The sequence below is a fragment of the Streptomyces sp. NPDC001903 genome (genome assembly GCF_042891345.1).
In the GTDB taxonomy this organism is placed as follows: domain Bacteria; phylum Actinomycetota; class Actinomycetes; order Streptomycetales; family Streptomycetaceae; genus Streptomyces.
Window position 1 is genome coordinate 42,987 of record NZ_JBIASZ010000030.1, and the last position, 21,519, is coordinate 64,505.

15 protein-coding genes and 1 pseudogene are annotated in these 21,519 nt (G+C 73.2%); 7 read left to right on the forward strand and 9 right to left on the reverse strand.

Annotated features, from left to right (window positions below; genetic code table 11):
* Positions 1-90: 90 nt before the first annotated feature.
* The 3 genes from ACFYZS_RS38540 to ACFYZS_RS38550 are packed head-to-tail and all read right to left on the reverse strand — an operon-like array spanning position 91 to position 4,033.
* A complete protein-coding gene (locus tag ACFYZS_RS38540; protein WP_389023687.1) occupies positions 91-2,496 on the reverse strand; it encodes a xanthine dehydrogenase family protein molybdopterin-binding subunit in 2,406 nt (801 codons plus the stop codon).
* 2 nt (positions 2,497-2,498) lie between these two features.
* Positions 2,499-3,134: a (2Fe-2S)-binding protein gene (locus tag ACFYZS_RS38545; protein ID WP_389023690.1), complete on the reverse strand. Its 636-nt coding sequence runs from the start codon at positions 3,132-3,134 to the stop codon at positions 2,499-2,501.
* Between the two features lie 2 nt (positions 3,135-3,136).
* Positions 3,137-4,033, reverse strand: coding sequence for a xanthine dehydrogenase family protein subunit M (locus ACFYZS_RS38550; protein WP_053689879.1), 897 nt, complete (start codon positions 4,031-4,033; stop codon positions 3,137-3,139).
* A gap of 254 nt (positions 4,034-4,287) precedes the next feature.
* On the opposite strand from ACFYZS_RS38550, the gene ACFYZS_RS38555 reads away from it, so the two are divergent.
* Positions 4,288-5,967 carry a PucR family transcriptional regulator gene (locus ACFYZS_RS38555; protein ID WP_389023693.1) on the forward strand — a complete coding sequence of 560 codons (1,680 nt, stop codon included), beginning with the start codon at positions 4,288-4,290 and terminating at the stop codon, positions 5,965-5,967.
* A gap of 186 nt (positions 5,968-6,153) precedes the next feature.
* Positions 6,154-6,942, forward strand: coding sequence for a hypothetical protein (locus ACFYZS_RS38560; protein ID WP_030858071.1), 789 nt, complete (start codon positions 6,154-6,156; stop codon positions 6,940-6,942).
* Positions 6,943-7,018: 76 nt separating this feature from the next.
* On the opposite strand, the gene ACFYZS_RS38565 is transcribed toward ACFYZS_RS38560, so the two are convergent.
* Positions 7,019-7,735, reverse strand: a complete 717-nt coding sequence (locus ACFYZS_RS38565) for a GntR family transcriptional regulator (protein ID WP_389023696.1) — start codon at positions 7,733-7,735, stop codon at positions 7,019-7,021.
* A 108-nt stretch (positions 7,736-7,843) separates the two neighbouring features.
* Between ACFYZS_RS38565 and ACFYZS_RS38570 the strand changes: the two genes are divergently transcribed.
* Both ACFYZS_RS38570 and ACFYZS_RS38575 read left to right on the forward strand, forming a co-directional pair.
* Complete coding sequence (locus ACFYZS_RS38570; RefSeq protein WP_389023699.1) at positions 7,844-8,695, forward strand: (2Fe-2S)-binding protein; 852 nt, start codon at positions 7,844-7,846, stop codon at positions 8,693-8,695.
* A 204-nt stretch (positions 8,696-8,899) separates the two neighbouring features.
* A complete protein-coding gene (locus ACFYZS_RS38575; RefSeq protein ID WP_389023702.1) occupies positions 8,900-9,961 on the forward strand; it encodes a DUF2637 domain-containing protein in 1,062 nt (353 codons plus the stop codon).
* A 36-nt stretch (positions 9,962-9,997) separates the two neighbouring features.
* Here ACFYZS_RS38575 and ACFYZS_RS38580 read toward each other — a convergent pair whose 3' ends face one another.
* The 4 genes and pseudogenes from ACFYZS_RS38580 to ACFYZS_RS38595 all read right to left on the reverse strand — a co-directional run bounded on the left by ACFYZS_RS38580 (position 9,998) and on the right by ACFYZS_RS38595 (position 17,863).
* On the reverse strand, positions 9,998-10,360 hold the full coding sequence (locus ACFYZS_RS38580; RefSeq protein ID WP_389023742.1) for an ATP-binding protein: 363 nt from the start codon (positions 10,358-10,360) through the stop codon (positions 9,998-10,000).
* 257 nt (positions 10,361-10,617) lie between these two features.
* Positions 10,618-12,360, reverse strand: coding sequence for a pyruvate dehydrogenase (locus ACFYZS_RS38585; protein ID WP_389023705.1), 1,743 nt, complete (start codon positions 12,358-12,360; stop codon positions 10,618-10,620).
* Between the two features lie 61 nt (positions 12,361-12,421).
* On the reverse strand, positions 12,422-14,275 hold the full coding sequence (locus ACFYZS_RS38590; RefSeq protein WP_389023708.1) for a protein phosphatase 2C domain-containing protein: 1,854 nt from the start codon (positions 14,273-14,275) through the stop codon (positions 12,422-12,424).
* A 104-nt stretch (positions 14,276-14,379) separates the two neighbouring features.
* Positions 14,380-17,863, reverse strand: a pseudogene (locus ACFYZS_RS38595) (S8 family serine peptidase).
* A 199-nt stretch (positions 17,864-18,062) separates the two neighbouring features.
* Here ACFYZS_RS38595 and ACFYZS_RS38600 point away from each other — a divergent pair.
* The 3 genes from ACFYZS_RS38600 (at position 18,063) to ACFYZS_RS38610 (ending at position 20,114) form a co-directional block, all read left to right on the forward strand.
* Entirely contained in the window at positions 18,063-19,040 is a 978-nt protein-coding gene (locus ACFYZS_RS38600; RefSeq protein ID WP_389023745.1) for a helix-turn-helix domain-containing protein, read from the forward strand.
* Positions 19,041-19,115: 75 nt separating this feature from the next.
* Positions 19,116-19,598 (forward strand): DUF456 domain-containing protein, encoded by a 483-nt coding sequence (locus ACFYZS_RS38605; protein ID WP_389023711.1) that lies wholly within the window; start codon positions 19,116-19,118, stop codon positions 19,596-19,598.
* 135 nt (positions 19,599-19,733) lie between these two features.
* A complete protein-coding gene (locus tag ACFYZS_RS38610; protein ID WP_389023713.1) occupies positions 19,734-20,114 on the forward strand; it encodes a PPOX class F420-dependent oxidoreductase in 381 nt (126 codons plus the stop codon).
* Positions 20,115-20,197: 83 nt separating this feature from the next.
* Here ACFYZS_RS38610 and rsgA read toward each other — a convergent pair whose 3' ends face one another.
* Positions 20,198-21,319 (reverse strand): ribosome small subunit-dependent GTPase A, encoded by a 1,122-nt coding sequence (gene rsgA / locus ACFYZS_RS38615; protein WP_389023716.1) that lies wholly within the window; start codon positions 21,317-21,319, stop codon positions 20,198-20,200.
* Positions 21,320-21,519: the final 200 nt, after the last annotated feature.

Consider the following 21,519-nt stretch of genomic DNA (forward strand, 5'->3'; position numbering starts at 1 on the left):
GGTGGACAGGAAGTGTGACGTTCCCGGTGTCACACCGCCCGGAGAGTCTGTGGGGGTCCGGGGGCCTCGCGGCCCCCGGACCAGGCCGTCCTAGAGGGTGCCGGTGAGGGCTTCCGGACGGATCGGCGTCTTGTTGAGCTCCAGACCGGTCGCCGCCCGGATCGCCGCGAGGACGGCCGGGGTGGACGACAGGGTGGGGGCCTCGCCCATGCCGCGCAGGCCGTAGGGCGCGTTCGGGTCGGCGAGCTCCAGGACGTCGACCGGAATGGTCGGGGTGTCGAGGATGGTCGGGATCAGGTAGTCCGTGAAGGAGGGGTTGCGCACCTTCGCGGTCTTCGGGTCCACGATGATCTCCTCCATGATCGCGACGCCCAGGCCCTGGGTGGTGCCACCCTGGATCTGGCCGACCACGGAGAGCATGTTCAGGGCCTTGCCGACGTCCTGCGCGGTCGCCAGCTCGACGACCTTGACCAGGCCGAGCTCGGTGTCCACCTCGACCACCGCGCGGTGGGCGGCGAAGGTGTACTGGACGTGGCCGTCGCCCTGGCCGGTCTTGAGGTCGAAGGCGACGGTCGGCCGGTGCCGGAACTCCAGCTCCAGGTCGATCGCGTCCTCGCCCTCCAGGATGTCGGCGAGGTCCGCGAGGACCTCACCGCCGTCGGTGACGACCTTGCCGCCTTCGAGCAGCAGCTCGGCGGTCGCCCAGGCCGGGTGGTAGGACCCGTTCTTGCGGCGGCCGATCTCCAGGACGGCCTCGCGGACGGCCTCGCAGGTGTTCTTCACGGCGCCACCGGTCATGTACGTCTGCCGCGAGGCGGACGTGGAACCGGCGGAGCCGACCTGCGTGTCGGCCGGGTGGATGGTCACCTGCGTGACGCCCAGCTCCGTACGGGCGATCTGCGCGTGGACGGTGACACCGCCCTGGCCGACCTCCGCCATGGCCGTGTGGACCATCGCGACGGGCTCGCCGTTGATGACCTCCAGGCGCACGCGGGCGGTGGAGTAGTCGTCGAAGCCCTCGGAGAAGCCGACGTTCTTGATGCCGACCGCGTAGCCGACGCCGCGCACGACGCCCTCGCCGTGGGTGGTGTTCGAGAGGCCGCCGGGCAGTGCGCGGACGTCCGCGCCCTCGCCGGCGGTCTCCCACTGGCGCTCCGGCGGCAGCGGGCGGGCCTTGACCCGGCGCAGCAGCTCGGCGACGGGCGCCGGGGAGTCCACGACCTGGCCGGTGGGCATGATCGTGCCCATCTCCATGGCGTTCAGCTGGCGGAACTCGACCGGGTCCATGCCCAGCTTCGCCGCGAGCTTGTCCATCTGAGCCTCGTACGCGAAGCAGGCCTGGACGGCGCCGAAGCCGCGCATCGCGCCGCAGGGCGGGTTGTTCGTGTAGAGCGCGATCGCCTCGATGTCCACGTCCTCCAGGACGTACGGACCGACCGAGAGCGAAGAGGCGTTGCCCACGACCGCCGGGGAGGCCGACGCGTACGCGCCGCCGTCCAGGACGATCTTGCACTTCATGTGCGTGAGCTTGCCGTCCTTGGTGGCGCCGTGCTCGTAGTACAGCTTCGCCGGGTGGCGGTGCACGTGGCCGAAGAAGGACTCGAACCGGTTGTAGACGATCTTGACCGGCTTGTTCGTGGCCAGGGCCAGGAGGCAGGCGTGGATCTGCATCGAGATGTCCTCGCGGCCGCCGAAGGCACCGCCGACGCCCGAGAGCGTCATGCGGACCTTCTCCTCGGGGAGACCGAGGACCGGGGCGATCTGCTTGAGGTCCGAGTGCAGCCACTGGGTGGCGACGTAGAGGTCGACACCGCCGTCCTCGGAGGGTACGGCGAGGCCGGACTCCGGGCCGAGGAAGGCCTGGTCCTGCATGCCGAAGGTGTACTCGCCCTCGACGATGACGTCGGCGCGCTTGCGGGCCTCTTCCACGTTGCCGCGGATGATCGGCTGGCGGTGCACGATGTTCGGGTGCGGGACGTGACCGGAGTGGTGGTCGTCGCGGCCCGGGTGGATCAGCGGGGCGTCCGCGGCGAGCGCCGAGGCCTCGTCCGTGACGACCGGCAGCTCCCGGTAGTCGATCTTGATCTTGGCGGCCGCGCGGCGGGCGGTCTCCGGGTGGTCGGCGGCCACGAGGGCGACCGGCTCACCGTGGTGGCGCACCCGGCCGTTGGCGAGCACCGGGGTGTCCTGGATCTCCAGGCCGTAGTTCTTCATCTCGGCCGGCAGGTCGTCGTACGTGAGCACCGAGTAGACGCCCGGCATCGCGAGCGCCTCGGAGATGTCGATCGAGGCGATCTCGGCGTGGGCGACGGTGCTGCGCAGGGTCTGGCCCCAGAGCATGTCCTCGTGCCACATGTCCGAGGAGTACGCGAACTCGCCGGTCACCTTGAGGGTGCCGTCCGGGCGGAGCGTGGACTCGCCGATGCCGCCCTTGTTGTGCTTCTGGGTGACGTTGGTCGGCGTGCCGGCCGGTACCGTGCGGGTGTTCTGAGCCATGGTCAGACCGCCTCTCCCTGACGTGCGGCCGCCAGGCGGACCGCGTCGAGGATCTTCTCGTAGCCCGTGCAGCGGCAGAGGTTGCCGGACAGGGCCTCACGGATGTCCTGGTCGGACGGGGAGCTGTTCTGTTCGAGCAGCGCGTCGGCCTGCACCAGCAGACCGGGGGTGCAGAAACCGCACTGCACGGCGCCGGCGTCGATGAACGCCTGCTGGATGTTGGAGAGCTCCACGCCCTCGCCGGTCTGGGAGTCGCCGGCCCGCGAGCGGAGCTCGCTGTTGGGCCCGTGCGCCTGCCACTGCTTGGCCGCGTCCAGGGTGACGCCCGCCTTCGAGCCGCAGCCGCCGCCGGTGCCGCAGGCACCGCCGTGGCCGTGCTCCTCGCGCTGCTTGGCGAACTCCGCCAGGCCCTCGACGGTCACGACGTCGCGGCCCTCGACCTGGCCGGCGGCCACCAGACAGGAACAGACCGGCACGCCGTCGAGACGGACGGTGCAGGAACCGCACTCGCCCTGCTCGCAGGCGTTCTTCGAGCCCGGCAGGCCCAGGCGCTCGCGGAGCACGTAGAGGAGGGACTCGCCCTCCCAGACGTCGTCCGCTTCCTGCTGACGGCCGTTGACGGTGAAATTGACGCGCATGATTACGCAGCCCCTTCGAGCGAGCGGCCGTGGCCGGTTCCGCGGTACTGCTCCCAGGTCCAGACGAGCTGGCGGCGAGCCATGATGCCGACCGCGTGACGGCGGTACTTCGCCGTGCCGCGGACGTCGTCGATCGGGTTGGCCGCGCCGGTGGCGAGGTCACCGAACTGCTTGGCGATCGACGGGGTGATGACCTTGCCGGACTCCCAGAAGCCGCCCTCTTCGAGCGCGGCGTTCAGGAACTCCTCGGCGGCCTTCGCACGGATCGGGGTCGGCGCGGCCGATCCGATGCCCGTGCGGACCGTGCGGGTCTCGGGGTGCAGCGCCAGGCCGAACGCGCAGACGGCGATGACCATCGCGTTGCGGGAGCCGACCTTGGAGTACTGCTGGGGACCGTCCGCCTTCTTCACGTGGATGGTCTTGATGAGCTCGTCGGCGGCGAGCGCGTTGCGCTTCACGCCGGTGTAGAACTCGTCGATCGGGATCAGGCGCGAGCCCCGTACGGACTCCACCTCGACCTCGGCACCCGCCGCGAGCAGCGCGGGGTGGGAGTCGCCGGCCGGCGAGGCGCAACCGAGGTTGCCGCCGACGCCGCCGCGGTTGCGGATCTGCGGGGACGCGACCGTGTGCGAGGCGAGCGCGAGACCCGGGAGCTCCGTCCGGAGGTTCTCCATGATCTGCGTGTACGGGACGGAGGCGCCCAGACGGACCACGTCCTCGCCGACCTCCCACTCCCGCAGCAGACCGATGCGGTTCAGGTCCAGGAGGTACTCCGGCCGACGGTGGTCGAAGTTGATCTCGACCATGATGTCGGTGCCACCCGCAATCGGCACAGCTGTGGGGTACTCGGCCTTAGCGGCGAGCGCCTCCTCCCAGCTGGCGGGGCGAAGGAAGTCCATGTGCGGCTCTCTTCTTCTTCATCGTGTCGTTCACTTCAAGCCAGGAGGCCCTCGGGCCCTCGACTGGTCGTTCACGTGCTGTTAACGCGGTGTGGAGTCAGTACACAAGCCGTGCGTCCTTCGGGTGCAGTCACCGAAACCATGAAGGAGTTGGCTGGCGGCCTCCCTCGTCTTGTAGATTCGTATGAAAGGCAGGATGCAACGACCTGCCCGATTTCCAACGGCAACATTCGAGACAGATCGGCGGCGACACCATGCGGCTGCGCGCACTGCTGGAAACCGAGGCGCTGGGGCTGCGGCTGCTGGGCGGCGAGGACGAACTCGACCGGACGGTCCGCGGCGTCATGACGACCGACCTACGGGATCCCAGCCGATACCTCACCGGGGGCGAACTCGTCCTCACCGGCCTGGCCTGGCGAAGAAATTCGGCCGACTCCGAGCCGTTCGTACGAATCCTCGCGAGCGCGGGAGTCGCGGGCCTCGCGGCCGGCGAGGCGGAGCTGGGGGACATCCCCGACGATCTCGTTTCAGCCTGTCGGCGCAACCGGCTGCCGCTGTTCGCGGTGAACGAAAACGTTGCATTCGCCACGATCACGGAGTACGTGGTGCGGCAGGTCTCCGGTGAGCGCGCGGGCGACCTCGCGGCCGTCGTGGACCGGCATCGCCGCCTGATGACGTCGGGCCCCGCGGGCGGTGGACCCGACGTGGTGCTCGATCTGCTCACCACCGACCTCGATCTGCGCGCCTGGGTGCTGTCCCCCACGGGCCGGCAGATCGCCGGAGCGGGCGAACCCCTGGCACCGGGCGTCTGTGCGGCCCTGGCCGGCGAGCACCTGGCGGCGGTCCGCACCGGGCGCAGGGGCCCGCACCGGATCTCCATCCAGGGTATTACGTACTCCCTCTTCCCGATCAGGGGAGCGGGCCGCGGCCCGGGCGCTCCCGGCGCCCGTGACGTGCGCGAAAGCGTGCTCTCGGACTGGTTGCTCGCCGTCGAGGCGGACGCCGGGGACTGGCCCGCCGAGCGGCTCGACCTGCTCCAGGGCGTGACCCAGCTGATCGCCGTCGAGCGGGACCGGCGCGACGCGGCCCGCACGGTGCGCCGCCGGCTCGCCCAGGAGGTGCTGGAACTGGTCCAGACGGGCGCGGCGCCCGCCGAGATCGCCGCCCGCCTGCGGGTCGCGGCCCCGGTGCTGCTGCCCGGGCTGGGCAGCGCCCCGCACTGGCAGGTCGTCGTGGCGCGGGTCGACTGGGACGGCGGGGACATCCCCGGCGGCCCGGTGGCCCAGTCGCTGCTGGAGGAGATCCTGGTCGACCCGTCCGTCTCGGGGCCCGAGCCCTCGGACCGTATCGCCGTGGCCCACGCGGGCGACGAGGCGATCGCCCTCGTGCCGCTGCCCGCGCTCCCCGCGGAGCCCGGCGAGGAGAAGGGCCCGGACCGCGCCCTCCACGCCGACGAGCTGCTTTCGGCCGTACGGGAACCCCTGCAGGCGGGCCTGGCCGACGACGGCCGGCTCACCCTGGGCGTCAGTGCGGCCGTGCACTCCGCGGAGGGGCTGCGCGGGGCGCTGGAGGAGGCCCGGCACGCCCGCCGGGTCGCCGCGGCCCGCCCCGGCCGGGTCTGCGCGGCCGGCCACCACGAGCTGGCCTCGCACGTCCTGCTGCTGCCCTTCGTCCCGGACGACGTGCGCCGCGCCTTCACGGCCCGCCTGCTGGACCCGCTGCGGGACTACGACCGCCGCCACCGCGCGGAGCTCATCCCGACGCTGGAGGCCTTCCTGGACTGCGACGGTTCGTGGACGCGCTGCGCGACGCGGCTGCACCTGCACGTCAACACGCTGCGGTACCGGGTCGGGCGAATCGAGCAGTTGACGGGGCGTGACCTCTCGCGGCTGGAGGACAAGCTCGACTTCTTCCTGGCACTGCGGATGAGCTGAGCGGATCCGGCCGGCGGGCCGCCCCGCGCGGCCGGGAGCCGGCGCGAGGCGGCGAGGGGCGCCTGACACGTCGTCCGGACTTTGTGAAAGAGTTCACCCGACCCCTTGGCCGAAGGCTCCGATCCGTGCTCTCATTTCGCCCCAGGGCTCAACGACGTGCTGCTTGGTTGCTTTGGGGAGGGCAATGTGGCGGATACCGCCATGTCCGGTGCCGGATCTACCGGGGGAGACGACCCCCTCCAGCGGGCGATATGGCGGCTGCGCTCGCGCGGCTGTTGGACCGACGCGGCAGCCCTGCTGACCCCCCACCTGCACGACGCCGGGGCGGCCGTGCAGCGGACGGCTCTGCTGGTCGAGCGGTGCCTGTTCACCGGTCAGGGGTGGGCGGAGGCGGAGGACGCGCTGCGGGTCGCGGAGGCGGTGGCCCACGACGACGACGAGCGGGGCGCGGCGGCGTGCGAGCGGGGGCAGCTGGCGTACGCGGCGACCGTGCTCGGGGTCCGCGACCGCTCGGACGAGGCCCGTTCCGCGCTGGGCCGGGCGGCGGCGCTGCTGTCCCCCGGGTCCCGGACGCGCCCGCTGCTGGACTTCCGGCGGGGGCTGGTGGCGGAACACCTCGCGGACGCCCCGCAGTCGGCCCGGCCGGCCTACCGCCGGGCCCACGCCGGGGCGCTGGCGCACGGGGACACGCTGCTGCTGTCCTTCACCTGGCGCCACCTCGCCGCGCTGTCCCTGCGGGACGGGGAGGTGGCGGAGGCCCGCAAGGGCTTCGCGGAGTCCCTGCGCATCCGGGAGGACCTGGGCTTCCTGATCGGCACCGCCCCCGCACTGGCGGCCCTGGCCGAGGCCGAACCGGAGCCGGAGGCGGCCCGCCTGCGCGCGGAGGCCCGCCGCCTGTTCCACCTCCTGGGCGGCATCCCCACCTGGCTGGCCGACCAGCTGCACCCGGACAAACCCAGCCCGGCCGGCGTCTGAGGCCGGGGAGGCCGCGGCGAAGCCGCGGGGAACGCGGAAGAGCCGGCCGGGCCGGCCCCCCGGCCCCGGCCCCGGCTCAGCGGGCGGTGAAGTGGCCGCGCAGCAGGGGTTCCACCAGCGGGAGGTCGCCCGCGATCAGGGCCTCCAGCAGGGCCGTGTGCTCGGCCGCGTCCACCACGAGCTCCGCCCGCCGGGCCCGCGGAACCCCCGGGAGCGGCCACTGGGACCGGCGGTGGAGGTCCTGCGCCACGGAGACCAGCTGCTCGTTCCCGCCCAGGGAGAGCACCTCCCGGTGGAAGGCCCGGTCCGCTTCGGCGTACCCCGCCGGGTCGCCGTCCGCCGCGGCCGCCGCGGCCCTGGCCGCGGCCGGCCGCAGCGCCGCCCAGGCCTGCGACGGGACCGTGCGGGCCAGGCCCAGCACCACCGGCACCTCCAGCAGCGCCCGTACCTCCGCCAGCTCCGCCAGGGCCCGCGGCGTACGCGACAGCACCCGGAAGCCCCGGTTCGGGAGGCATTCCACCGCCCCCTCCAGCGCCAGCTGCTGCATCGCCTCGCGCACGGGCGTCGCGGAGACGCCGAAGCGCTCCCCCAGGGCCGGCCCGGAGTAGATCTCCCCCGGCACCAGCTCCCCGTCGACGAGCGCGGCGCGCAGCGCGTCGAGCACCTGTCCGCGCACGGAATGCCGCAGTACCTTCTGCGGCAGCACCTTCTGCGCCGGGATCAGAGCCGCCACCCTGCCGTGGGCCGCTTCGTGCACTCGGTCCTCCTCGGGGTCTCGACCTGGTACGAGCATCCCGAGGATAGGCGAATCGGCCCGGCAGGCGCTGGCACGACCGCCCTAGATCAGATAAGGTAAGGCTTACCTTTGTCTCTTTCGGCCGCGTGAATCGGTGGTCCCGCCATGTCCGACAGCACCGTCGTCGCCCCGCCCCCGACCGGCTCTCCGGTGGCGGACGCGTACGCACGCCTGTCGAAGGCGTACCCCCGCCTCCAGGTCGTCGAGCGCGCGGCGCACGAGCCCGCCCCTCGCGGTGTGGGGTGGATCGGCGCGGACGCGCTCGCGGCCGGCGGGGCCGAGGTGGACGGCTACCTCGCCTGGGACGACGCCCAGGTGCTGCGGGACTACGGACGCCAGGCCCGCCCCGACGTGGTGGCCACCTTCGGGCTGCACCGGTACGCGTGGCCCGCGTGCCTGCTCATCACGGCCCCCTGGTTCCTCGACCGCCGGGTGCCCCGGCTGTCGGCGCGGGACGTGGCGTTCCACCGGACCCGGGGGCGCATGAGCGTGCGCGTCGAGTCCTTCTCCTGCCTGCCGGACGATCCGGCGGCCGCTCTCCCCGGGGCCCGTGTCGTGCCCGACGAGGAGGCGCTGCGCGCCGAGGTGCGGGCTGCGGTGGCCCACCACCTCGAACCGCTGCTGGAGGGCTTCGGCACGCGCATGCGGCGCGGCCGCCGCGCCCTGTGGGGCATGGTGACCGACGAGATCGTCTCGGGCGTCTGGCACCTCGGCAAGCTCGTGGACGAGGAGCACCGGGCCATGGCCGAGCTGGAGGCGCTGCTGCCCGGCCGCACGGCCCCGTACACGGCCGGCGCGGCGTTCCGCACGCTCTCCGGCCCGCGCGGCGAGCAGCTGCCCACCCGGGACCGGGCCAGCTGCTGCCTCTTCTACACGATCCGGCCCGAGGACACCTGCACCACCTGTCCCCGCACCTGCGACGCGGACCGCATCGTCCGCCTCACGGCTGCCGCCTGACCTCTGAACCCACTCGTACGACTGACCGTAATCGAACTCAACTCCGGCCAGACGAGCGGTAGTTCGAACTACAACACCCTATCCGGCGGGCCCCGCCCCCCGATGGCGTCCACTTGCCCCGAAACCCGCATGCCGGGCCGATCTCCTGCGTCACCATGGCTCCCGGAAGGCCGCACACGCGAGGCAGAGGCAAGGGACACCCGCATGAGACTGACCGACATATCGCTGGACTGGCTGCTGCCCGGCAGCCTGCTGATCCTGGGCGTACTTGCGGCAGTTGCGGTACTGGCCCGGGGCAAGCGGGAAGGCGACAAGGCCGCGGCCGAAGACACCTGGGAGCGCAGCGAAGAGCGGCGGCGGCGCAAGGAAGCCGTCTACGGAACCGCCTCCTACGTCCTGCTGTTCTGCTGCGCGGCCGTGGCCGCCGCGCTCTCCTTCCACGGACTGGTCGGCTTCGGCCGGCAGAACCTGAACCTTTCCGGGGGCTGGGAGTACCTGGTCCCCTTCGGTCTCGACGGCGCCGCCATGTTCTGCTCGGTGCTCGCCGTGCGCGAGGCGAGCCACGGCGACGCGGCCCTCGGTTCCCGCATGCTGGTCTGGCTGTTCGCGGGCGCGGCCGCCTGGTTCAACTGGGTGCACGCGCCGCGCGGAATGGGCCACGACGGCGCCCCGCAGTTCTTCGCCGGGATGTCGCTCTCGGCGGCCGTCCTCTTCGACCGCGCGCTCAAGCAGACCCGCCGGGCCGCGCTGCGCGAACAGGGCCTGATCCCGCGGCCGTTGCCGCAGATCCGGATGGTCCGCTGGCTGCGGGCCCCCCGGGAGACCTTCGGCGCCTGGTCCCTCATGCTGCTGGAGGGGGTCCGTACCCTCGACGAGGCCGTCGACGAGGTGCGCGAGGACAAGCGCGAGCGGGAGCAGGACCGCCACCGCCGGCGCGATCAGAACCGGCTGGACCGGGCCCGCATCAAGGCCCTGGGCCGGCAGAACCGGGCGTTCGGACGCTCCCGCGCCCGTCAGGTCGACGTACCGGGGCTGGCCCCCGGATCGGGCTCCGCGCCGGTCGGCGCGGAGCCGGCCATAGCGGAAACGGGACAGCTGCCCGCCCCGCGCCGCCGGCCCTCCCTGCAGGCCGTGCAGGGACCCGAGACCGTTGAGGTGACCGGCACCCGGACGGTGGACCTCACCGCCGAGGACGACACCCAGACGATCCCGCGCCTCGACTCCCTCGAACGCAAGCTCAAGGACCTGGAGCAGCAGTTCGGCTGAGACCGTGCGCAGGAAGGACCCCGGAGGGCCCGCCGGTCAGGCGGGCCCTCCCTCGTACCCCGGGCCGTACGTCCCCTCGTAGGCCAGGCCGCCGAGGGCGCCGGCCAGTTCGAACCAGACCACCTTGCCCCCGGCCTGCACGGGCGCGTCCACGCCCCAGGCGTCGGCGAGGGACTGCACCAGCATCAGCCCCCGGCCGTGCGTACCGTCGTCGGCGGTCGGTACGTACGGCCGGGGCCGGCGAGAGGCGTAGTCCCGGACCTCCACCCTCAGCCGGTCCGCGGCGAGCCGCGCGGACACCTCCGCGCCCTGGTCGGTGTGGACGAGGGCGTTGGTGACGAGCTCGGTGATCAGCAGCTCCGCCACCTCGGCGGTGTCGGCCGGGCACCGGTGGCGCATCAACTCCCGTAAGGCCCGGCGCACTTCGCCCACGGCCTTGAGATCCGCCCGGCGTATGCTTCGGGTGATCTCCAGCTCGTCCACCGCTCTCCCGTCCTCGACGGACGGTTCACGCGGTTCTGGCCGCCCTCTCCTCCACTGCTTCCCGGTCTTCGCCCCCACCCGCACGGCGATGCCCCTCCCCCGCAAGTTCCCGTGGATCTCGAACTGGTCTACGGGGATGCATGCCCGCCGGGGCAATCCGCACTCCTGCGGGCTCAGGGGCGCGGCACGTTGCGCAGGTTGGATCGAGCCATCTGGATCATCCTTCCCACGCCACCGTCCAACACGATCTTGCTGGCGGAAAGTGCGAAACCGGTCACCATCTCGGCACTGATCCTGGGGGGAATGGACAAGGCGTTGGGGTCGGTCACCACGTCCACCAAGGCGGGTCCCTTGTGCCGGAACGCGTCCTTCAAAGCCCCCGCGAGCTGCTTGGGCTTCTCGACCCGGACCCCGAACGCGCCCGCCGCGCGGGCGATCGCCGAGAAATCCGGGTTGTGGTTGGTCGTTCCGTACGAAGGAAGGCCGGAAACCAGCATCTCCAGCTCGACCATCCCGAGGGATGAGTTGTTGAAGAGGACCACTTTGACGGGCAGGTCGTACTGCACCAGGGTGAGGAAATCTCCCATCAGCATCGAGAAACCGCCGTCGCCCGACATCGACACCACTTGACGGGCGCGGTCGGTGAACTGTGCGCCGATGGCCTGCGGGAGGGCGTTGGCCATGGATCCGTGGCTGAAGGAGCCGATGATGCGCCGCTTGCCGTTCGGGGAAAGATAGCGCGCCGCCCACACGTTGCACATGCCCGTGTCGACGGTGAACACGGCGTCCTCGTCGGCGAGTTCGTCGAGGACGGAAGCCACGTACTCCGGGTGGATCGGGGTGTGCTTCTCCACCTTGCGGGTGTAGGCCCTCACCACGCCTTCCAGCGCGTCCGCGTGCTTCTTCAGCATCCGGTCCAGGAAGCGGCGGTCCGTCTTGGCCTTGACCCGGCTGTTCAGGGCGCGCAGGGTCTCCCGCGCGTCACCCCAGACGGCCAGGTCCAACTGCGAGCGGCGGCCGAGGTGTTCGGGGCGGATGTCCACTTGGACGATCTTCACGTCGTCGGGCAGGAAGGCGTTGTACGGGAAGTCCGTGCCGAGCAGGATCAGCAGGTCGCACTCCTGCGTGGCCTCGTAGGCGGCGCCGTAGCCGAGCAGGCCGCTCATGCCGACGTCGTAGGGATTGTCGTACTGGATCCACTCCTTGCCGCGCAGGGCGTGCCCGACGGGCGCCTTGACCCGGCCCGCGAACTCCATGACCTCGGCGTGCGCCCCGGCGGTGCCGCTGCCGCAGAACAGGGTGACCTTCTCGGCCTCGTCGATCAGCCGGACCAGCTTCTCGATCTCCCCGTCGCCGGGGCGTACGGTCGGCCGCGCGGTCACGAGCGCGTGCTCGATGCTCTTCTCCGGGGCCGGGAGCGAGGCGATGTCGCCGGGCAGCGCGACCACGCCCACGCCGCTGCGGCCGATGGCGTGCTGGATGGCGCTCTGGAGCACGCGGGGCATCTGCTGCGGGTTGGAGATCAGCTCGCAGTAGTGGCTGCACTCGGTGAACAGCCGGTCGGGGTGGGTCTCCTGGAAGTAGCCGAGGCCGATCTCGCCGGAGGGGATGTGGGAGGCGAGCGCGAGGACCGGGGCCATCGAGCGGTGGGCGTCGTAGAGGCCGTTGATCAGGTGCAGGTTGCCGGGGCCGCAGGAGCCCGCGCAGGCGGCGAGCCGGCCGGTGATCTGGGCCTCGGCCCCGGCGGCGAAGGCGGCGGTCTCCTCGTGCCGGACCTGGATCCACTCGATGCCGCCGGTCCGGCGGATGGCGTCGACGACGGGGTTCAGGCTGTCGCCCACGACCCCGTACATCCGGCGCACACCGGCGCGTACGAGGATGTCGACGAACTGCTCGGCCACGTTCTGCTTGCCCATGGAAAGGCGCCCTTTCGTTGCCTGCCGGGTACGCCCGTCCATCCATGCACACTCCGCGCGGTCACGCCTCCCATACGGCGGCGGCCGTCCGGTCGTCGGCGTACCCCTTGAGGCGCAGCTGGGTGTCGGCGAGGAAGGACGCGAGGCCCGGGGGCTCCCGGTCGGCCCAGCGGGCCGCGAGTTCGGCCGGAAGGAGGCCCTCCTCGCGCATGGGGTCGGCGAGCCCGCCGGAGCACAGGAGCAGGGTGTCGCGGGGCCGGGCCACGGCGGCGCGGAACCGGAACCCGTCGGCGCCGCTCTCGGCCGGCTCCGCCTGCTGCGGCTCCAGGTCCTCCCAGGCCCCGCCGCGCAGCCGGAACAGGCCTCCGGCGCCCGAGCCGAAGCAGACCCGCGTCTTGCACTCGGGATCGATGGGGAGCAGCAGGACGCGCAGGCCGGCGGTGTAGGCCTCCTCCGGGAGCCCGAGTTCGGCGGCGTGGGCGCGCAGGCGCCCGTAGCCGCGGTCGGTGAGGCGCTGCAGCCCCGAGCGCAGGGCGTCGCGCCGGCCAGAGCGGATGTCGTCGGCCAGGCGCTCGCGGCTCCGGCCGACGGCCGAGGCGATCCACCGGCACAGCTCGGCGGCGGCCTCGGCGGCTCCGGGGGCGGCGCGGTCGCCTCCGGCGAGGGCGACCAGGACGAGGGCGTCGTCGCCGGTGCCGAAGCGGGCGGTCAGCAGGAAGTCCCGCCGGGTCTCGCCGCGGAACCGGGCGGAGTCCCCGCGGACGGAGGTGGCGCGCAGGGTGTACGCCCCGTGGCGGGCCCCTTCGAGGACGGTGTCGGGCACGAGCTCCTCGAGCGCCGCCGGATCGGCGAGCGGCAGGGCCCCGGGCTCCGCGGCATAGGTGGGGGCCCGGTCCCCGAGGAACCCCGTCACGGGCCGCTGACCGCCTCCCGGCCCCGCGTCGGATCCGGACCCCGCGCCGGACCAGGGCTCACCCGCGACGGGGGCACCGACCAGGGGCTGGGAGGCGGCCGGCGGCTGGGGGCCAACCCGGGGCTGGGGGCCAACCCGGGGCTGGGAGTCGGCCAGGGGCTGGGAGTCGGCCAGGGGCTGGGGGCCGGCCACGGGCCGGGGGTCGGCCTCGGCGGCCGCACCGGCCCCGCCGCCGGGGACCTCCCACGGAGCCGGGGGCTCGGCGCCGGAGCGGGTCCCGCGGTCCCCGCTCGTCCCGGTGACGGGGGTATCCCACGGAGCCGGGGGCTCCTGGCCGGAGCGCGGATCCCGCGCGGGGTCGGAGCCGGGCGGGGGCTCGTGGCCGGGCCCCGCGGCCGCCTCGGAATTCGTGCCGGTGCCGGGGCCCGGGTCCCGCCCGGGGAGGGGCCAGGTCCGCGTGCCGGAGTCCCCGTCGGGGCTCTGGCCGGGCGGGGCGCCCCAGCGCCACACCGGCAGGTCGGGCGGTTCCTCCGGAAGCACCGGAGGCACGGTGACGCTGCCCAGGCCGTATCCCGTCGTCCCGGGTTCCCGGGGGTCCCGCGGCGGCGCCGGCTCCGGGCCGGCCTCCCGGCGCGGCCCGGGCAGCACGGCGTACGGGGGCGGCACGGGTGCGCTCGGCGGCGGAACGGGCGGCGGAACGGGCCCCGGTGCCGAATGCGGCGGCCCGGGCGGCACCGGCGCAACCGCGCCCGCGCCCCACTCGGGCGGTACGGCCGGCGGCGTGGATCCGTGCGGCCCCGGCGCGCCCTGCGGCGGCCCGGGCGGCACCGCAGGGACGTGGCCCGGCCCCGCGGGCCCCTGGGGCGGGACCCGCGTGGTGAGGGACGACACCGAGTGGAAGCGGGAATCCAGGGTGTCGGCCGGGTCCGGGGTGGCGGCCGGGTCCGGGTCCGGGGTTTCGTACAGCTTCTGCCACCAGTCGTCCGCGCCCTGCTGACTCATGGGCTCATTCTTGGCCCCCTACAGCGGCAGAAAACGCCGAATACGCGAAAAGGGGTCCACCGGGCCGCCGCCCGGTGGACCCCTTTTCGTATCTCTCGTACGACCTAACGGATGTCGTACGCCCGCACGACCGTCTGGGTGACGGCCGCGCCGTTCGCGTCGGTGAGCTCCACCTTCAGCGAAACCTGTCGGCCGGCCCCGGCCCCGGCGTGGTCCACGACCGCCGACCACCGTCCGTCCCGCTCGCTGACGGGCGCCTGCGTCCAGTGCTCACCGTCGTAGGAGTACGCCAGCTTCACCGACTTCAGTGCCCCCGGCACGTACCCCGCGTGCCCGGTGGCCCCCAGCCCGATCCGCTGCCCGTCGGCCGCGGGCAGCGTCTTCATGCCGTCCGCCGGGATCGAGACCGAGGGGAACAGGATCGGGATGGACTGGGAGTACTGCGCCGGGTCCTGGTGCGAGCGGAAGGTCCACGTCGTCGCCACCGCCTGAGAGCGCTGCCACGTGCGCGCGGGCTGGCCGAACTTCTCGATCTGCTGGGTCAGTTCGTAGGTGGCCTCCTCCGCCGGGACCTCGAAGACCCCCGACGGGTACCAGCTGTCCCCGATCTGCTCGCCGTTCCGCTTCAGGACCAGCCCGCCGACGTCCCCGAAGGAGCCCGGCTGCGCGTAGTGCCCGGTGTCCCCCCACATCGCGGAGGCGAAGCCGATCAGGTTGCCCTGCCGCTCGGCGGCCAGCTGCGGCCGGCCCGCGAGGTCGCGACCGGCGACCGGGCCGATGACCCCGTCGTACCAGCTCTCGGTGCGCTTGCCGCCCTTGGCGTGGGTGCGCTGCTGGTCGGTCATGAACTCGCCCCACGGGAAGCTGCTGGAGACCATGTGGTCCCACGCCGTGTCCCCCGCGGAGTAGAACTCGGTGCGCTTGCCCGGCACGGCCACGGTGTCCAGGCCGCCGAAGTACACGGCGTTGCCCAGCGGCCGGTACGCCCCGGTCAGGTCGGTGAAGTCGGCTGCCACGCCCATCGCGTGGTAGGTGGACTCGACGGAGCCGAGATCGCGGTCGCGCACCCGGTAGGTCCGGTCCCCCTGCACCGCGCCCTTCTCCACCTGCGCCAGGTTGTAGACGTACGGGCTCTTCGCGCTGCCCTTCCAGTCCAGCGTGACCTTGCCCGCCGCGAGCCGCGCCAGCAGTGCCTTCGCCTCCGGCTGCTCGATGGTCAGCGCGGGGAGCGAGCCGCCCGCGTAGCCGGTGAAGCCGGTCCAGCGGCCGGGGGCCTCGCGGTGGGCGAGCACGGCCTTGGCCCCGGCAGCCTTCGCATTGCCCGCGACCTCGTACAGCGATGCGTCCACCGCCTCGACCAGGACGATCGCGCCCTGCACGCCCGCGGCGGCGAGCTCCTCGGGGGTGCCGGAGCCGGCGTTCACCAGTGGCGCGCTGCCGGTCCCGTCGAGGTTGTCACTGCCCGTGGAGGCGGTGATCGGGTGCAGCGCCGGGCCACCCGCCACCTTCAGCTCGGAGATCAGCGGGGCGGCCGCCCGCCAGTAGCTGCCGAACTCGAACTCCCCCTCGTGTGCCCGGCCTTCGACCGAGGCGTAGTAGCCGCGGATCGTCCGTCCGCCCATCGCCGTGCCGGCGTGCAGCCAGGACTCGTCCCAGTACCGGGAGAAGGCGAGGGTGGTGTTGCGGGCCTCGGTGGGCCGGTCGGTCGCGATCGAGAGCCGGGCCGCCTTGCGGGCGTCCAGCACGACCACCGTGTCCTTCTTCACCTCGACCTGGGGGCGGCCCAGGTAGGTGAGGGAGTCGTACAGCGTGGCCCCCTCCCCGGCGTCGGGCGTGCCGACGAAGGCGGAGAGGAAGTACGAGCCCGGGCGCACCCGGTAGACCTGGTCCGCGGCGCCGTCGTTGAAGCGGCGCTCCCCGCTGGCGTCGTCGGTGCCGATGACGTCGAGGGAGGAGGGTCCGGCGGCGGGCCTGCCCGCACGGTCGATCAGTGTACGGGATCTCGACGCTCGTCCGGTCGCCGCGGTCCTGCGGCCAGTGGTACGAACCGCCCTGCACGGCGGGGGCGCTCGTCACGGCGGCGTCGACGGCCGCCTTGACGTCGAGGCGGCCGCCGCCGGTCTGGCGCACGTCCCCGGGGACACCGGAGTTCGCGGAGCCGACGAGGGCGGCCTTGACCTGCTGCGCGGTCCAGTCGGGGTGGCGCTGCTTGACGATGGCGGCGGCGCCCGCGACGTGCGGGGTGGCCATCGAGGTACCGGACATCGACTGGTACGCGTACACCCCTCGCCCGCTCGCCGCGGCGGCGGAGATCCCGACGCCGGGGGCGGCGATCTCGGGCTTGAGGGTGTGCCGGAGTCCGGCGGGGCCGCGGCTGGAGAAGGAGGCCGTGGTGTCGTCGCGGTCGACGGCGCCGACCGTGAGCACGCTGGGCGCGCAACCGGGCGAGGAGACCGTGTTGTTGCCGGGGCCGGCGTTGCCGGCGGCGATCACGAAGAGGGTGCCGCTGCTCTGCGCGAGCCGCTCGGCGGCCGCCGCCATGGGGTCGTCGCAGCTGGTCTGGGACGGGTCGCCGAGGCTCATGGAGACCACGTCGGCCTTGCTCTCGACGGCCCACTCCATACCGGCGATGATCCACGAATCGAGGCCGTAGCCCTCGTCGCCCAGGACCTTGCCGCTGAGCAGTTCGGTGCCCGGCGCGACGCCCTTCTTGGCGCCGCCGCTCTCGGCTCCTGAGCCGCCGACCGTGGAGATGGTGTGGGTGCCGTGGCCCTGGCGGTCCGCGTCGGTGTCGGAGTCGGTGAAGTTCTTCGAGGCGGCGACGCGGCCCTTGAGGTCGGGGTGCTCCAGGTCGGTGCCGGTGTCGAGGACGGCGACCTTGGTGCCCTTGCCGTCGTACCCGGCCGCCCAGGCGGCGGTGGCGTTCACCTGCTTCGTCGAACGCTCCAGGTTCGCCCGGACCTTGCCGTCGAGCCACAGCTTCTTCAGCCCGCCGGCCGCGCGGGAGCGGGTGTCGGTGACGTCCGCCCAGAAGACGGCGGCCTGCTGCTTGTCGGCGGCGAGGGCGACGGCGCCGATGGAGGAGAGGACGAGGGAGCGCTCCGCGCCGCGCGGGGCGGGCGGCGCGCTGCGCGCCAGGTCCCGGGAGCCGTCGTAGACCGCGATGAGCGGGAGCTTCTTGGCGCGGGTGTCGTCGTAGCCCTGCCGGATCAGGCCGGTGACGTTGAAGAGCTCCTGGTCGACCGTGCCGGCGGCGAGGGCCTTGACCGCGCTCTCGGGGTAGACGTAGAGGTCCTTGCCGTTCTGCCGGGTCTGCACGAGCGGCTGCGAGCCGTCCTCGCGCGGCATCGCGGTGGCGGCACTGCGCCCGGCCGGGTCGGTGGAGACCAGGATCCGGTCGCCGGTGACCAGGGTCACGGTGACGGGGGCCGTGGGCTGCTTTCCGGCCGCTTCGCTCCCCGCGATCGGTCTCTTCCCCGCCCCTCCGGGCGCTCCGTCGACCGGCTGTGCCGCCGACGGGCCGATGGCGGTGGCTGCCAGGACGGCCGCGGCGGCCGCTCCCACCGCCGTACGCGATATCGGGCGCATCGCTCTCCCCAGGTGAATTCCGGCCAACTGCTGCATTGCACGGCAAAGCTGCCCGCAAGTGGCTTCTGACCGGCGGATGTTGGTGCTGCGGTGGCGTCACCCTGGCAGAGAGGCGGGAGGTGCGGCGATGATGTCGGCGGCGGGTTTGCGCCGTGGCCGCTTCCCGCCACGAACGGTGCGGAGAGGGTGGGTGGACCGGTTGCTGAACGCGATAGGCCTGGACGAGGGCCAGGAGTCGGCGTACCGCGCGCTGGTGGCGCTGGGGGCGGCGGAGGTGCCCGACCTCGCGCACCGGCTGACGCTGCCGGTGCCGCAGACCGAGCGGGCCCTGCGGCACCTGGAGCGGCACGGGCTGGCCGCGCAGTCCTCGACCCGGCCGGGGCGCTGGGTGGCGGCCCCGCCGGGGGTGGCGCTGGGGGCACTGCTGACGCAGCAGCGGCACGAGCTGGAGCAGGCGGAGCTGGCGGCGGCGCTGCTGGCGCAGGAGTACCGGGCGGAGGCCGCCGAGCCGGCGGTGCACGACCTGGTGGAGGTGGTGACGGGCGCGAGCGCGGTGGCGCACCGCTTCCACCAGCTCCAGCTGGGCGCGGCCGAGGAGGTGTGCGCCCTGGTCAGCGGCCGGCCGCAGGTGGTCACCGGGATGGAGAACGAGGCGGAGGAGCGGGCCGCCGTACGGGGCGTGGCGTACCGGGTCGTGATCGAGCGGGAGGTGCTGACCCTGCCGACGGGGATCAGGGAGGCGTCGACGGCGCTCGCCCGCGGCGAACGGGTCCGGGTGACGGGTGAGGTGCCGACCAAGCTGGTGATCGCGGACCGGTCCCTGGCGATGGTCCCCCTGACGGCGCGCGGGGCGGAGCCCGCGGCTTTGGTGGTGCACGCGTCGGGGCTGCTGGAATCCCTGATGGGGCTCTTCGAGGCGGTGTGGCGGGAGGCGCTGCCGCTGCGGCTGGGCGCGACGGGCACCGCGGAGGAGTCGGGGGGCGTGCCGGACACCACCGACCTGGAGATCCTGACGCTGCTGTTGGCCGGGATGACGGACGCGAGCGTGGCGAAGCACCTGGAGCTGGGGCTGCGGACGGTGCAGCGGCGGGTCAAGGGCCTGATGGAGCTGTCCGGGGTCACGACACGGCTCCAGCTGGGCTGGCACGCGTACGAAAAGGGCTGGGTCGCCCGGTAGGTGGCCCGGGTCGCCCGGTGGGAGGCCCGGGCGGGCTGGGTGGCCCGATGGGCCCCGGTCGGTCAGGCTGAGCGCATGGATCTGCCTCAGCTGCTCCTGGTGGGGCTGGTGCTCCTGCTCGGGGTGCTCGGGGTGCTGGTCCCGGGTGTTCCGGGGACCTGGCTGGTCTGGGCCGGGGTGCTGTGGTGGGCGCTGCACGAGCGGTCGGCGCTGGCGTGGTCCCTGCTGGTCTCGGCGACGGCACTGCTGCTGGTGGTCCAGGTCATCGAGTGGCAGCTGCCGCCGCGCCGGCTGCGCGGGGTGGGGGTCACCCGCCGGATGGCGGTGTACGCGGGCGCGGGCGCTCTGATCGGCTTCGTGGTCGTGCCGGTGCTGGGGGCGGTTCCGGGGTTCGTGGGGGGCGTCTACCTGTGCGAGCGGCTGCGGCTGGGCACGCACGGCGAGGCCTGGGCCTCGGTCCGGGCGGTGATGCGGGCGGTGGGCACGAGCGTGCTGGTGGAACTGCTCGCGTGCCTGATGGTGGTGGGCGCCTGGCTCGGCGCGGTGGTGGCCGCCTGACCGGCCCGGTCCACGGGACACGGCCTGGACGACACGGCCTGGACACGGCCTGGACACGGCCTAGGGCGATGGGTCTACGTCCGCTCGGCCCGGGGCCCGATGCGGGTGGTGCGGGGCGCTGCGAGGCTGGGGCGCATGACGGAGTTCAAGGGTTTCAGCGAGGCGCAGCTGACGTACCTGCGGTCGCAGCGGCTGGGGCGGCTGGCGACGGTGGACCCGGCCGGGCAGCCGCAGGCGAACCCGGTCGGGTTCTTCCCGCAGGAGGACGGAACGGTCCTGGTGGGCGGCATGGCCATGGGATCGACGAAGAAGTGGCGCAACCTCGGGAACAACCCGAGGCTCGCGCTGGTCGTCGACGACCTTGCGAGCACCCGGCCGTGGAAGGTGCGCGGCGTCGAGATCCGCGGGCGCGCCACGCTGGAGGTGGGCCCGCACGCGCTGGGCCCGCACTTCAGCCCGGAGGTGATCCGCATCCACCCGGAGCGGGTGTTCGCGTGGGGCCTGGACGACGCCTGACCCGGGCGGGATCCGGACCCCGGGGCGGAGCCCCCGGGCGCCTGCCCTCCTCGGGGGAGGGGGCAGCCGCCCGGGGCCGGCCGTCAGTAGCGGCCGGTGCGCTTCGCCGCGTAATTGGCCCGGCCTTCCGCCGACTTGATCCGCCAGTCACGGCGGATCTCGTTGCGGAGCCGGGCATCCGTCTTGGCGACGATCCGCTGGTTCTCCCTCAGCAGCTTGCGGTAGCTCTCCAGGCGGCGCTCCGGAAGCTCGCCGCTCTCGAGCGCCGCGAGCACGGCGCACCCCGGCTCGGCCTCGTGCGCGCAGTCGTGGAAGCGGCAGTCGGCCGCGTACTCCTCGATCTCCGAGAAGACCTGGCCGACCCCGGTCCCGGCGTCCCACAGGCCGACGCCCCGCAGTCCGGGCGTGTCGATGAGGACGCCGCCGCCGGGCAGCGCCAGCAGGTTGCGGGTGGTCGTCGTGTGCCGGCCCTTGCCGTCCGCGTCGCGCGTGGCCTGCACCTCCATGACGTCGGCGCCGAGCAGCGCGTTCGCCAGCGTGGACTTGCCCGCGCCCGAGATGCCGAGCAGCACGCTCGTACCGCCGGCGACGATCGCCGCCAGCACGTCCGTGCCCTCCCCGGTGTGGGAGGAGACGGTGAGGACGTCGACGCCCGGCGCCGTCGTCTCCACGTCCTGGACCAGGTGCGCGAGCGTCACCGGGTCCGGTACGAGGTCGGCCTTGGTCAGGACGACCAGCGGCTGCGCCCCGGACTCCCAGGCGAGGGCCAGGAAGCGTTCGATGCGGCCGAGGTCCAGCTCGACGGCGAGGGAGACCGCGATGATCGCGTGGTCGACGTTGGCGGCGAGGATCTGCCCCTCGGACCGCTTCGAGGAGGTGGAGCGTACGAAGGCGGTCCGGCGCGGCAGGTACGTCTTGACGTACCTGGGGTTGCCGGAGGCCTCGACGGCGGCCCAGTCACCGGTGCAGATGACGCGGAGCGGGTCGTGCGGGGTGACGAAGGCGGTGTCGGCGTGGACGATGCCGTCGGCGGTCATGACGTCGCACTGGCCGCGATCCACCCGCACCACGCGGCCGGGCACCAGTCCCTGCCCGGCGTGCGGGGCGAACGCGGCCTCCCAGGCCTCGTCCCAGCCGAAGGGAGCGAGGGCGTGTGCGTACGCAGAAGAGGTGGAGGAAGACGGACGAGAAGAAGAGAAAGACAAGGGGAACCCTTCACAGGGTGGCCCCGGCAGCGCGCGCTCAGCGGCGCGCGAAGAGGTGTGAGGTCAGCCGGAGACCACGGAAGTGACATTGATGGTCTTCTGAGTGCGGGCAGCGCCCTGCGCGACGACAGTCATCAATGAACTCACCTCCGGGTCATGCACGTGCTGGCAGTTCCGCGCGGATCGGCGGGAACTGGATC